The organism is Aurantimonas sp. HBX-1, from assembly GCF_021391535.1.
Classification (GTDB): domain Bacteria; phylum Pseudomonadota; class Alphaproteobacteria; order Rhizobiales; family Rhizobiaceae; genus Aurantimonas.
Genome location: NZ_CP090066.1, coordinates 3666272 through 3678697 on the forward strand (window position 1 = coordinate 3666272; position 12426 = coordinate 3678697).

Below are 12426 nucleotides of genomic sequence, written 5' to 3' on the forward strand. Positions count from 1 at the left end.
AAGAATATCTTAATGTTCGATCTGGATCGACTGAGGCTCCTCCGTGAGCTCTCCCACCGGGGAACGATGACGGCTGTGGCTTCCGCCAGCCGTCTGACCCCTTCTGCGGTCTCACAGCAGCTGGCGACGCTGGCGGCCGAGGCAGGTGTTGCTCTTTTCGAACCCACAGGCAGGCGGGTGAAGCTGACTGCCGCCGGGCTACGGCTCGCTGCGCATGCCCAGACCATCCTCGACGCCGTGGAAGCGGCGCAGATCGACATGGGCCTGTCGACCGCCGAACCCAGCGGAACGCTGGTGGTCGGATGCTTCGGGACTTTCGCCAAGGCGCATGCGGTGAGAGCGATTGCCCGCGCCCAGACGCTGTTTCCCGGCTTTCACGGCATTCTGCACGAGCTCGAGCCGGAGGACGCCGTTCACGCCCTGCGCGTCGGTCGCTGTGATGCCGCGATCGTCTACTCTCACAGCCTGGTGCCGAGGCCGGTGGAAGCGAACTTGTTCTCGCGGCCGCTCCTGGAAGAACCCGTGCTGCTTGCCCTTCCCGAGAGCCTCTCGCATCTGCCGCTGACGGTCGAACTGGCAGATCTGGCCGACCAGAGCTGGATAGGCGGCTCGCGCGGTACCGGCGGGTTTGACCTGACGAGCCGGGCCTGCGGGCTGGCAGGCTTTGCGCCGCGCGTCACCCACTCGATAGATGATTACGAGCTGCTGCTGCAGATGGTGTCGGCCGGTTTGGGCGTCAGTTTCGTGCCGTCCATGGCGCTCGAGCTCTTTGGGAACACCGGTGCCATCGTCCGGACGCCTGCCGGTCCATCTTTGCGTCGCACGATAGACATTGTCACGCGACCAGCCGTTGCCTCGTCACCGACTTTCTTGGCGTTCGTCGATGCACTGGGGATGGGCGGTCCTCGACCTTCCGTCGTGCCGGATGCGCGTCCTGATCGGTCAGGCAGGTAGGCTCCCTCCGCCGGCAGGCGGAACGCCGCTGGTCTTCGTGCCGCTTGGATAGATGCGCGCGAGGCGCCCGCCGGGCTGCCCGGGGACCTGCTGCGCGAGGCCGACGAGGCCCTCTACACGGCAAAGGGAGAGGGCCGGAACCGGGTGGCGGTCGCCGGTCCTGGAAGCCCCGCCTAACGCGGTCCAGCAGCTATCGCGCCCTGCGCGCCGCCGGGAGGCGGCTTCGGGCCCATGCCTGAAACCCGACCGACGGCGCTGCCCTCCTTGCCGCGATCGAATCGCCGGGCGCCATGGAAGTGCTGGAGCCCGCTGCAGGGGTGCTGGTGCCAGCCTGCCAAGCTGATGACGTGCTCGCCGGGTAATTTTTCGCGGCGACCCGTTTGGTCGGCCAGGACAAACGGGACGCGATCATGAGGTGTGGCGGCGAAGCAATCCCGCCGGAAAGGAACCTGTGCCGGCTCGAACGTGTATGGGTAGTGCGCTGTCGCCGAGATGACAGATGACCGCCACCCCGTTCCGATGGCGGAGGCGTGCCAGCCAAAGAATTTCAGGATCCGATGTTTACGCTGCTAATCGCCTTTGCGCTTCTTTCGATTGCCCTTTCCTTCATCTGTTCGCTCTGGGAGGCGGTGCTGCTCAGCATCTCGCCCTCCTACATGCAGGTAAAACTCAACGAGGGCAGCAAGACCGGCCGGATCCTCAAGGACTTCAAGGGCAATATCGACCGCCCGCTGGCCGGTATCCTGACGCTGAACACCATCGCCCATACGGTCGGCGCCATCGGCGTCGGTGCGCAGGCGACCCGGATCTGGGCCGACGGCAATCCGTTGATCACCGGCCTGGTGGTCCCGGCCGTCATGACCGCGTCGATCCTGATCCTGTAGGAAATCATTCCCAAGACCATCGGCGCCACGCAGTGGCGAGCGCTCGCGCCGTTCACGGTCCGCTCGCTGAACATCGTGCTGAAGGTGCTCGCGCCGATCATCTGGGTCTGCCAGCTGATCACCAGGGTCTTCACCTCCAAGGAAGACGTGCACATCTTCAGCCGCACCGATTTCCTGGCGCTGGCCCAGATCGGATCGCAGGAGGGGCGTCTCAACGAGAACGAGACGCAGTTCATCGAGAACATCCTGCACTTCCGCAACATCACGGCGCGGGACGTGATGACGCCGCGTACGGTCATGGTCTCGGCCCTGCAGACCATGACGGCCCGGGAGTTCTACGACAATCAGCAGGAACTGGCCTTCTCGCGGATCCCGCTGCGGGAATCGGCAAGTTCCGAGACGATGGTCGGCTACGTGCTCAAGGACGACATGCTGGAGCATCTTATCGACGACGCCAAGGAGCGCCCGCTCAGCGACTTCATGCGCAAGATCGTCGCGGTGCCGGAGGACTACAACCTGTTCCAGCTGTTCAACGACTTCATCCGCGATCGCGAGCAGATCGTCCTCGTCGTCGACAGTTACGGCGGGACGGCCGGCGTGGTCACCATGGAAGACGTGATCGAGACGCTGCTCGGCGAGGAGATCGTCGACGAGACGGACACCGCCGTCGACATGCAGGACAAGGCGCGGCAGCAGCGCAAGAAGCTGTTCGCCGACGCGCCGTAAGCGCGAACGCCGCCCGCGGCGGGGCGCGCCCGGAAAGCACGAGCAGCGTGCGGCGGCGCCAGCTTCGGAGGCTCGGGGCCGACCTTACGCCCAGTTCAGCCAGACCGTCACCGGCACCGCCAGCATCAGCGCGAGCGAGGCGCCGGCAAGCAGCCCGTCACGGGTCAGCAGGCTGGCGGCGAACAGCGCGATCACCGCCGAGGCGATCGAGCCCGACGTCGGGATCACCTCCATCAGCGGCATGAACAGGGTCAGCGCGAGGATCAGCAGCAGCGGCAACCAGAGCCAGGGACGGTGCAGCAGGAACGTCATGCGCTTCTTCAGGAACCGCTCGACGAAGCGCACCGGCTTGCGCAGCCAGCCGATGCCCTTGCAGAGCTTTTCGGTGGACATTTCCTGCCTGGTGACGAAGCCGGGAAGCCAGACGCTTTTGCGCCCGGCGATCATCTGCACGACCAGGATGAACACGATCGCCGCGACGACCGTGGTGATGCCGGGAATGGCGCTCGCCGGCGAGGTCGAGATCAGCGAGAAGACCAGCATCAGTGCCGCGAAGGACCGGTTGCCCAGCTCGTCCACCACCTCCTGCACGGTGATGCTGCCACCGTGGGCTGCGGCTTCCAGGCGATCGAGAACGTCGCTGAGGGCGTGGGTGCGGGCTTCGGGCATGCTTTTCCTCCAGTCGTACAGCCAATGTGCCGGCGACCGAGGGGTTCCTGAGCACGTCGTGATCCGTGCCGCGCCCTCGCCTTTCCCAAAGGCTTGCAGGCGCCGCGCAAATCGCCTCCAAGTGCCGGCATGAACCAGCTTCCGGATGAGCCGCGCCTGCGGCTGCGCATCGTCTTCGGACCCGACGAGATGATGGGGCCGGGCAAGGCCGAGCTCCTCGAGCACATAGCGGCGACCGGCTCGATCGCAGCCGCGGGGCGCCAGATGGGCATGAGCTACAAGCGCGCCTGGATGTTGGTCGAGACCCTGAACGCGATGTTCCACGCGCCGCTGGTTAGCAGCACCCGTGGCGGGCCGGGTGGCGGCGGCGCGGAACTCACCGACACCGGGCGATCGGTGCTGCGGCTCTATCGCGACGTCGCAGCAAAGGCGGCGACGGCCGGAGCCACGGAGCTGGCCGCGCTGCAGGCAATGCTGAGCGATATTCCCGACGGAAAATAGCGGTTGCCACCGCCTCGCCGGAAGGGCGATATGTTTCGCCGGACATGTCAGGAGCGTCGCATGCGCAGAGTTTTTCGGACAGCCGCCAGGGCCGGCCTCCTGGCCTTCGGCCTTGCGATGGCGCCTATGCCGGCGGCGGCGGACGAGGTGGTGGTCTTCGCGGCGGCCAGCCTGACGACGGCGCTCGACCGCATCGCCGCCGAATGGGCCGCGGCGACGACGCACACGGCGGTGATCTCCTATGCCGGCTCGTCGGCGCTGGCGCGGCAGATCCAGCAGGGCGCGCCGGCCGACATCTTCATCTCCGCCAGCATCGACTGGATGGATGCGGTGGCCGATTCCGGCGACCTGCGCGCGGGGACGCGGCGCGACCTCCTCGGCAACACGCTGGTGCTGATCGCGCACGGCCGGGATGCCGCGCCGGTGACCGTGGATGCAAGTCTCGACCTGGCCGGGACGCTGGGCGACGGACGGCTGGCGATGGCGCTGGTCGATGCGGTGCCCGCCGGCATCTACGGCAAGGCGGCACTGACCAGCCTCGGCCTGTGGGACGGCGTCGCGGCGCGCGTCGCGCAGACCGACAACGTCCGCGCCGCGCTGGCGCTGGTGGCGCGGAACGAGGCGCCGCTCGGCATCGTCTACGCCACCGACGCCGCGGCGGAAGACGACGTCAGCATCGTCGGCACGTTTCCGGCGGAAAGCCACGCGCCGATCGTCTACCCTGCCGCCATCACGGCGGAGAGCCGGAGCCCGGCCGCGCAGGAGTTTCTCGACTATCTCGGCAGCGAAGCGGCGCGCGCGATCTGGGAGGCAGAGGGTTTCACGGTGATCGAGTGAGCGGGGACGCCGTTACAGGCTGGCTGGGTCCGGAGGAATGGCAGGCGGTCGGCCTGTCGCTGCGCGTTGCCTTCTGGGCGACGCTCGCCAGCCTGCCGCTCGGCATCTTCGTCGCCCACGTGCTGGCGCGCTGGTCCTTCCCGGGCAAGCAGGTGCTGAACGGCCTGGTACATCTGCCGCTGATCCTGCCGCCCGTCGTGACCGGTTACCTGCTGCTGCTCAGCTTCGGGCGGCGCGGCGCGGTCGGTGGCTTTCTCGAGAGCTGGTTCGGCATCGTCTTCGCCTTCCGCTGGCCGGGCGCGGCGCTCGCCGCGGCGGTGATGGCCTTCCCGCTGATGGTGCGCGCCATCCGGCTCGCCATCGAGGCGGTGGACCCGAAGCTCGAACAGGCCGCCGCGACGCTTGGCGCCTCGCGACCGTGGGTGTTCGCCACCGTCACGCTGCCGCTGATCCTTCCTGGCATCATCGCCGGCGCGATCCTCGCCTTCGCCAAGGCGATCGGCGAGTTCGGCGCGACGATCACCTTCGTCTCCAACATTCCCGGCGAGACCCAGACCATTCCCTCGGCGATCTACGCCCTGCTGCAGGTGCCGGACGGCGAAGCCGCGGCCGGCCGGCTGGTGATCGTCTCGATCGTCATCGCCATGGGCGCCCTCCTCGTATCGGAGTTCCTGGCGCAGCGCGTCGCCCGTCGCGTGGCAGGCGGATGACGCTCTCGGTCGCGGTCCGCCACGCATTCGGGGGCTTTTCCCTCGATGTCGCCTTCGAGGCGCCGAAAGGCGTCACCGTGCTGTTCGGCCGCTCCGGCTCGGGCAAGACGACGCTGGTCAACGCCGTCGCGGGGCTGCTGCGGCCGGATGCCGGCCGGGTCGCGGCCGACGACTGGCTGCTGTTCGATACCGCGGAAGGCTACTGGCTGGCCCCGCATCGCCGCCGCATCGGCTACATCTTTCAGGAGGGGCGGCTGTTCCCGCATCTGTCGGTGCGACAGAACCTTGCCTATGGCCGCCGCTTCGCGCCGAAGGCCGCGCCCCGCGAGGACCCCGCCCGGGTGGTCGACATGCTGGGCATCGGCCATCTGCTGGATCGCCGCCCGGCGATGCTCTCGGGCGGCGAGAAGCAGCGCGTCGCGATCGGCCGGGCGCTGCTGTCGGCGCCGCGGCTGATCCTCGCCGACGAGCCGCTGGCCTCGCTCGACGACCAGCGCAAGGCGGAGATCCTGCCGTATTTCGAGCGGCTGCGCGACGAGGTGGCGATCCCCATCCTCTATGTCAGCCATTCTGCCTCGGAGGTCGCCCGGCTGGCGACCACCGTCGTCGCCCTCAGCCACGGCCGGGTGAGCGCCGTCGGCACCGCGCAGGACGTGCTCGGCGATCCGCAGCAGCTGCTCGGGATACGCGAGGCCGGCTCGCTCCTGACCGGCCGCGTCGTCGCCCATCACGCGGACGGGCTGAGCGAACTGGCGACGGCCGGCGGGGCGCTGTTCCTGCCGCGCGTCGCCGCGTCCGTCGGTACCCGTGTCCGGGTGCGGATCGCGGCGCAGGACGTGATCCTGTCGCGCGCCCGGCCCGAGGGCCTGTCGGCGCTCAACATCCTGGCGGGGCGCGTCGTCGACATCCGTCCGGGCCAGGGCCCCGGCGCCATGGTGGCGCTGCGGCTGGGCGAGGAGACGCTGCTCGCCCGCATCACGCAGCGCTCGGCGGGCGCTATGGACCTGCGGCCGGGCGAGACCTGCCACGCGGTCCTGAAGACCGTGGCGGTGGCGCCGGAGGATGTCGGCCGCGCCATGCCCGAGATCGAGGCGCCCTGAACGGCTGGTTCCACGCCGGGTTGCCTGCAACTTCATCACAATGCCTGCCCCTGCGGCAACCTTTCACCGATCCGCGACGAAGCCCCGCGTCGTTGCTGCCTCGGATGATGGCACGGCTTTTGCACCGCTGAGGAGACGCTCCTCTCGCGCGGGACAGATCGACCTTGCCCACCAACGCCACCGACCTGGAACTTGCTGCCGTCACCAAGGCCTACGGCGAAACGGTCGCCGTCGACCGGGTGTCGCTGAAGATTCCGGCCGGCACCTATTGCTGCCTGCTCGGGCCCTCCGGCTGCGGCAAGACCTCGACGCTGCGGATGATCGCCGGCCACGAATTCGTCTCCGACGGCGACGTGATGATCGGCAACACCATCGTCAACGACCTGCCGCCGGCCAAGCGCGGCACCGCGATGATGTTCCAGAGCTACGCGCTGTTTCCGCATCTCGACGTGCGCGACAACGTCGCCTTCTCGCTGAAGATGGCGGGCGTCGGCAAGGACGAGCGGCGCCGCAAGGCGGACGAGCTGCTCGCCCTCGTCGACATGGGATCCTATGCCGCGCGGCTGCCGACGCAGCTTTCCGGTGGCCAGCAGCAACGCGTCGCGCTGGCCCGGGCGCTGGTCACCAACCCGTCGGTGCTGCTGCTCGACGAGCCGCTCTCGGCGCTCGACCCGTTCCTGCGCATCCGCATGCGCGCCGAGCTGAAGCGCTACCAGCGCGAGTTCGGCATCTCCTTCGTCCACGTCACCCACAGCCAGGAGGAGGCGATGGGGCTCGCCGACATGGTGGTGGTGATGAACGACGGGCGGATCGAGCAGGTCGGCAGCCCGCGCGAGATCTTCAACGCGCCGCGCACCCGCTTCGTCGCCCAGTTCATGGGCGGCCACAATGTCGTGCCCGACGAGGGCCGGACCTACGCGATCCGCGCCGACCATCTGCGGCTCTATCGCGGCGGCGAGGCGGATGCCGAGATGCGGCGCTCGCCGGCGACGGTCACCGGCGTCGAGTACCAGGGCATGACGGTGCACGTCTCGCTCGCCCGCCCGGACGGTCTCGAACTCGTCGCCACTCTGCCCGAACGGGAGTTCGACCGGACCCCGGTCGTGCGCGGCGAGGAAGTCCTGGTCGGCTGGGCCGCTTCCGACCGACACGAACTCGCCGCCTGAACCACAGCATCAGCAACAGGGAGATCATCGGATGATCAAGGAAACTCTCGGCCGCGGCATCGACCGCCGCTCGGTACTCAAGGGATCGGCTGCCCTGCTGGGCGCCGGCGTGGTGACCAAGGTCACCGGCTTTCCGGCGATCGCGCAGGAGAAGGTGACGCTGCGCTATCTCTCGACGGCGGTGAACCAGTCGCCCGGCATCGCCGCCAAGGCCGGCGAGGATCTCGGCATCAACATCGAGTACATCGCGGTGACCACCGACGACGTCGCCAAGCGCGTCATCACCCAGCCGAACTCGTTCGACCTCGTCGATACCGAATATTTCGCCCTGCCCAAGCTCATGCCGTCGGGCAACATCATGGGGCTCGACGCCTCGAAGATCACCAATGCCGGCAAGATCGCCAGCGTCATCCGGGAGGGCAAGGTCGGCGGCAAGGCGATCGGCCTCGACGGCACCGCGCCGGCCGAAGTGTTCTACCTGCCGGACGAGAAAGCGACCTCCTTCGCGACCGAGGAGACCGGCTGGATCACCCTCATCCCGACTACCTACAACGCCGACACGCTGGGCATCCGGCCCGACCTGATCGACAAGCCGATCGACAGCTGGGCGTCCCTGCTCGACCCGGACTTCAAGGGCAGGGCGGCGATGCTCAACATCCCGTCGATCGGCATCATGGATGCGGCGATGGCGCTCGAGGCGCGCGGCGACATCACCTATGGCGACAAGGGCAACATGACCCGCGAGGAGATCGACAAGACGATCGCCGCGCTGATCGAGGCCAAGCGCGCCGGCCAGTTCCGCGCCTTCTGGACCGACTTCAACGAGTCGGTGAACCTGATGGCCTCGGGCGAGGTGGTCATCCAGTCGATGTGGTCGCCGGCTGTCACCGCGGTGCGCACCCAGGGCATCGAGTGCAAGTACCAGCCGCTGAAGGAAGGCTACCGCGCCTGGGCGTCGGGCTTCGGCCTGCCGGTGGCGATCGCCGACCGCGAGAAGGACGCGGCCTACGAGTTCATCAACTGGTTCCTGTCCGGCTGGGCCGGCGCGCACCTGGCCAAGCAGGGCTACTACACCGCCGTGCTGGAGACGACCAAGGAGGCGATGGAGCCCTACGAGTGGGCCTACTGGTTCGAGGGCAAGCCGGCCGAACAGGACATCCACGCGCCGGACGGCAAGCTGCTGGAGAAGGCCGGCGCCACCCGCGACGGCGGCTCCTACGAGGAGCGCATGGGCGCCGTCGCCTGCTGGAATGCCGTCATGGACGAGAACATCTACATGATCCGCAAGTGGAACGAGTTCATTGCCGCCTGAGGCGATCACCACGACCATGGACGCGCCGGCCGGTGCCGGGGCGTCCAGTCGGGCGGGCGCCGTCGCCCGCCGGCGCGGCGGCCGCACCAGCTGGTCGCCGCGCTGGCTGCCCTATGCGCAGGCGGCGCCGCTGGCGCTGGTCTTCCTGTTGTTCTTCGTCCTGCCGCTGGCGACGACCTTCGTGGTCTCGTTCTGGGAATACACCGAGTATTCGATCGAGCCGGCCTTCGTCTTCACCAACTACACCGACGTGTTCTATGGCTGCGTCGCCGACCTGCCGCGCCTCTGCACCACCTTCGCGACCTATCTGTCGACGCTGAAATTCGTCGCGATCATCTGGGCGATCACGCTGACGCTCGGCTTCACCATCGCCTATTTCCTCGCCTTCCACGTGCGCACCTTGCCGATGCAGATCGCGCTGTTCCTGGTCTGCACCATCCCGTTCTGGACCTCGAACGTCATAAGGACGATCTCCTGGATCCCGCTGCTCGGGCGCAACGGCCTCGTCAACGAGACCCTGCAGGGTCTCGGCATCACCAGCCAGCCGCAGGAATGGCTGCTCTATTCGGACTTTGCTGTCGCCCTAGCCCTCGTCCATCTCTACACGCTGTTCATGGTCGTCCCGATCTTCAACTCGATGATGCGGATCGACCGCTCGCTGGTCGAGGCGGCGACCGATGCCGGGGCGAGCGGCTGGCAGACGCTGACCAACGTCATCGTGCCGCTGGCCAAGCCCGGCATCCTGATCGGTTCGATCTTCGTCGTGACCATCGTCACCGGCGACTACCTGACCATCGGCATCATGGGCGGCCAGCAGATCGCCTCGGTCGGCAAGATCATCCAGACCCAGATCAACTTCCTGCAGTTTCCGATCGCCGCCGCCAACGCCATCGTCCTGCTCGCCGTCGTGCTGGTGACGATCTGGGGCATGCTGCGCCTCGTCGACATCCGCAAGGAGCTCTGACCATGAACCGACGCCAGGAGGGCAGGCCCTTCAGCTTCTACGTGCTGGCCACGATCTTCGCGCTGTTCGTGGTCTTCCTCTACGGCCCGGTGGCGACGATCCTCGCGCTGTCGTTTCAGGGCCCGTCCGGCGGCCTCACCTTCCCGATGAACGGCGTCTCGCTCTACTGGTTCGAGCGGCTGTGGAGCGGCGGCGGCGTGGTCGACATCGGCAGCGCCTTCCGCCGCTCTCTCAGCCTCGGCCTCGTCGTCATGCTGCTGACGGTGCTCATCTCGGTCTCAGCGGGGCTCGCCTTCCGCAAGCGGTTCCGCGGCGCGGCGGCGCTGTTCTACGTGGCGATCGCCAGCCTGATCGTCCCCTCCATCGTCGTCTCGCTCGGCATCGCGCTGGAGTTCCGCATCCTCGACGATCTCCTCGGCCAGGCGGCGACCGCGCTCGGCATGACGGCGCCGCGCAACTCGATCGGCCTGTTCACCTCCGGCCTCGGCGCGCATCTCAGCTGGACCCTGCCCTTCGGCCTCCTGATCATGTTCGCGGTCTTCAACCGGCTCGACAAGAGCTACGAGGAAGCCGCCCGCGATCTCGGCGCGACGCCCTGGCAGAGCTTTCGCTTCGTCATCCTGCCGATGATCGCGCCGTTCCTGATCGGCATCTCGCTGTTCGGCTTCACCCTCTCCTGGGACGAGATCGCCCGCTCGAGCCAGACGATGGGATCGACCAACACGCTGCCCCTGGAACTCGCGGCGCTGACCACCACCGTGACGACGCCGGAGATCTACGCGCTCGGCACCTCGGTCACCGCGGTGTCCTTCCTCGTCATCTTCGGCACGCTCGGGCTCTTCCTCCTGATGCAGCGGCGCCGCGCCGCGCGCGGCCTTCCGGGTGCCTGACAATTCATGCGCATCGCCGTCATCAACCCGAATTCGACGCGCGCGATGACCGAGACGATCGCGCTCGCCGCGCGCCGGGCGGCGGCGCCGGGCACGACCATCCTCGCCGGCCAGAACGACGACGGCCCGGCCTCGATCGAGGGCCATGTCGACGGGGCGCTGGCGGTGCCCGGCCTGCTGCGGGCCATCGCCGCTGCCGAGGATGACGGCGCGGACGCCTTCGTCATCGCCTGTTTCGACGACACCGGCCTCGACGCCGCGCGCTCGCTCGCCGCGGGCCCGGTGATCGGCATCGGCGAGGCGGCGGCGCACATGGCGAGCCTCGTCGCGCGGCGGTTCGCGGTGATCACGACGCTCTCCTGCTCGGTGCCGATCCTCGCCGACAATCTCGCCCGCAACGGCCTCGCCGCGCTCTGCTGCGGCGTGCGCGCCAGCGAGCTGCCGGTGCTGGCGCTGGAAGCCGACCCGGAGGCCGCCGGCCGGCGCATCTCCGAGGAGATCGTCCGCGCGATCGACGAGGATGGCGCCGAGGCGATCGTGCTCGGCTGCGCCGGCATGGCGGATTTCGCTGCAGAGCTTTCGGAACGGCACGGGCTGCCGGTGATCGAGGGCGTCGCCGCGGCGGTCAAGCTCGCCGAGGCGGCCGTCTCGCTCGGCCTGAAAATGTCGAAGCGCGGCGGCTACGCCCCGCCCCGCCCGAAGCCCGGCGGCTTCGTCCGCCCGGCGGGCCAGCTCGTCCGGTGAGCGACCTCGCCATCCGCCCGATGACCGAAGCCGAGATGGCGCTCGCGGTCGACTGGGCGGCAGCGGAGGGCTGGAACCCGGGCCTTTCGGACGCCGCGCTGTTCCGGCAGACCGATCCGGACGGATTCCTCGTCGCGGTCGAGGCGGGCGCGCCGGTCGCCTGCATCTCGGTGGTCGCCTATGGCGAACGGCTCGGCTTCCTTGGCTTCTACATCGTCCGCCCGGACCGGCGCGGCCGCGGTCTCGGCTGGCGGATCTGGCAGGCCGGGATGGCGCGCCTCGCGGGCCGCACAATCGGGCTCGACGGCGTCGTAGACCAGCAGGAGAACTACCGGCGCGCCGGCTTCGCGCTGTCCCACCGCAACATCCGCCATGCCGGGCCAGCCGGCGGCGCCGCCAGGGCCGATCCGGACCTGCGCGCGCCGGCACCGGCGGATCTCGACGCGCTCGCGGCCTTCGACGCGGTGCATTTCGGGGCGATGCGCCGCGATTTCGTCGCACGCTGGATCGCCGCGCCGGGCCATCGCGCCCTCCTCTGTCGGGAACCCGGCGGCGCCCTCTCCGGCTACGGGGTCGTCAGGGCCTGCCGCGACGGCTTCAAGGTCGGCCCGCTCTTCGCCACGTCTGCCGAAAGCGCCGCGCGGCTCTTCGGCGCACTTGCCGACACGTGCGGGCCGGACGCCATGGTCACCCTCGATATTCCCGAACCCAACGTCGCCGCCCTGCAACTCGCGGTGGATTGCGGCCTTCGCCCGATATTCGAGACGGCGCGGATGTGGCGCGGCACGGCCCCCGATTTGCCCCTGCGGCAGATCTACGGTGTCACGACGTTCGAACTCGGTTAGCCGAACAACGAGATTCAGCTCAGAGAGCTTTAAGCCCGTCGGCACCCTCCTGCGCGGGGAGGGTGCTGCACCACCCCCTTTCTATACTTCGATTCTCTAGGGGGCGGCTGCGTTCCCCAGTAAG

13 protein-coding genes and 1 pseudogene are annotated in these 12426 nt (G+C 68.4%); 13 read left to right on the top strand and 1 reads right to left on the bottom strand.

Features of this window, described 5'->3' with window-relative positions; all coding sequences use genetic code 11:
- Positions 1-12: 12 nt before the first annotated feature.
- From LXB15_RS17375 to LXB15_RS17385, 3 genes and pseudogenes are all read left to right on the top strand, one after another.
- On the top strand, positions 13-954 hold the full coding sequence (locus LXB15_RS17375) for a LysR family transcriptional regulator (RefSeq protein WP_233949637.1): 942 nt from the start codon (positions 13-15) through the stop codon (positions 952-954).
- 557 nt (positions 955-1511) lie between these two features.
- Positions 1512-2051 (top strand): annotated as a pseudogene (locus LXB15_RS17380) (CNNM domain-containing protein); the annotation flags it as partial.
- 267 nt (positions 2052-2318) lie between these two features.
- Positions 2319-2564 (top strand): CBS domain-containing protein, encoded by a 246-nt coding sequence (locus tag LXB15_RS17385; protein WP_233953225.1) that lies wholly within the window; start codon positions 2319-2321, stop codon positions 2562-2564.
- 84 nt (positions 2565-2648) lie between these two features.
- Here LXB15_RS17385 and LXB15_RS17390 read toward each other — a convergent pair whose 3' ends face one another.
- A complete protein-coding gene (locus LXB15_RS17390) occupies positions 2649-3233 on the bottom strand; it encodes an exopolysaccharide biosynthesis protein (RefSeq protein ID WP_233949638.1) in 585 nt (194 codons plus the stop codon).
- A gap of 129 nt (positions 3234-3362) precedes the next feature.
- Between LXB15_RS17390 and LXB15_RS17395 the strand changes: the two genes are divergently transcribed.
- From LXB15_RS17395 to LXB15_RS17440, 10 genes are all read left to right on the top strand, one after another.
- A complete protein-coding gene (locus tag LXB15_RS17395; protein WP_233949639.1) occupies positions 3363-3734 on the top strand; it encodes a winged helix-turn-helix domain-containing protein in 372 nt (123 codons plus the stop codon).
- Between the two features lie 60 nt (positions 3735-3794).
- Positions 3795-4571 (top strand): molybdate ABC transporter substrate-binding protein, encoded by a 777-nt coding sequence (modA, locus tag LXB15_RS17400; protein ID WP_233949640.1) that lies wholly within the window; start codon positions 3795-3797, stop codon positions 4569-4571.
- A complete protein-coding gene (modB, locus tag LXB15_RS17405; protein ID WP_233949641.1) occupies positions 4568-5281 on the top strand; it encodes a molybdate ABC transporter permease subunit in 714 nt (237 codons plus the stop codon). The genes modA and modB overlap by 4 nt, the downstream gene beginning before the upstream one ends.
- Complete coding sequence (gene modC / locus LXB15_RS17410) at positions 5278-6381, top strand: molybdenum ABC transporter ATP-binding protein (RefSeq protein WP_233949642.1); 1104 nt, start codon at positions 5278-5280, stop codon at positions 6379-6381. The genes modB and modC overlap by 4 nt, the downstream gene beginning before the upstream one ends.
- Before the next feature lie 164 nt (positions 6382-6545).
- Entirely contained in the window at positions 6546-7547 is a 1002-nt protein-coding gene (locus tag LXB15_RS17415) for an ABC transporter ATP-binding protein (RefSeq protein ID WP_233949643.1), read from the top strand.
- 31 nt (positions 7548-7578) lie between these two features.
- Positions 7579-8859, top strand: coding sequence for a PotD/PotF family extracellular solute-binding protein (locus LXB15_RS17420; RefSeq protein WP_233949644.1), 1281 nt, complete (start codon positions 7579-7581; stop codon positions 8857-8859).
- 16 nt (positions 8860-8875) lie between these two features.
- Complete coding sequence (locus LXB15_RS17425) at positions 8876-9823, top strand: ABC transporter permease (RefSeq protein WP_370640242.1); 948 nt, start codon at positions 8876-8878, stop codon at positions 9821-9823.
- A gap of 2 nt (positions 9824-9825) precedes the next feature.
- Complete coding sequence (locus LXB15_RS17430) at positions 9826-10713, top strand: ABC transporter permease (protein ID WP_233949646.1); 888 nt, start codon at positions 9826-9828, stop codon at positions 10711-10713.
- 6 nt (positions 10714-10719) lie between these two features.
- Positions 10720-11457 (top strand): aspartate/glutamate racemase family protein, encoded by a 738-nt coding sequence (locus LXB15_RS17435; protein WP_233949647.1) that lies wholly within the window; start codon positions 10720-10722, stop codon positions 11455-11457.
- Positions 11454-12302, top strand: a complete 849-nt coding sequence (locus LXB15_RS17440; RefSeq protein ID WP_370640127.1) for a GNAT family N-acetyltransferase — start codon at positions 11454-11456, stop codon at positions 12300-12302. Before LXB15_RS17435 ends, LXB15_RS17440 begins: the two co-directional genes overlap by 4 nt.
- Positions 12303-12426: the final 124 nt, after the last annotated feature.

Bases quoted from the DNA above. Each gene is read 5' to 3' on its own strand.
- LXB15_RS17375 (WP_233949637.1), top strand. From the start codon at position 13: ATGTTCGATCTGGATCGACTGAGGCTCCTCCGTGAGCTCTCCCACCGG.
- LXB15_RS17385 (WP_233953225.1), top strand. From the start codon at position 2,319: ATGCGCAAGATCGTCGCGGTGCCGGAGGACTACAACCTGTTCCAGCTG.
- LXB15_RS17390 (WP_233949638.1), bottom strand. From the start codon at position 3,233: ATGCCCGAAGCCCGCACCCACGCCCTCAGCGACGTTCTCGATCGCCTG.
- LXB15_RS17395 (WP_233949639.1), top strand. From the start codon at position 3,363: ATGAACCAGCTTCCGGATGAGCCGCGCCTGCGGCTGCGCATCGTCTTC.
- modA (WP_233949640.1), top strand. From the start codon at position 3,795: ATGCGCAGAGTTTTTCGGACAGCCGCCAGGGCCGGCCTCCTGGCCTTC.
- modC (WP_233949642.1), top strand. From the start codon at position 5,278: ATGACGCTCTCGGTCGCGGTCCGCCACGCATTCGGGGGCTTTTCCCTC.
- LXB15_RS17420 (WP_233949644.1), top strand. From the start codon at position 7,579: ATGATCAAGGAAACTCTCGGCCGCGGCATCGACCGCCGCTCGGTACTC.
- LXB15_RS17425 (WP_370640242.1), top strand. From the start codon at position 8,876: ATGGACGCGCCGGCCGGTGCCGGGGCGTCCAGTCGGGCGGGCGCCGTC.
- LXB15_RS17430 (WP_233949646.1), top strand. From the start codon at position 9,826: ATGAACCGACGCCAGGAGGGCAGGCCCTTCAGCTTCTACGTGCTGGCC.
- LXB15_RS17435 (WP_233949647.1), top strand. From the start codon at position 10,720: ATGCGCATCGCCGTCATCAACCCGAATTCGACGCGCGCGATGACCGAG.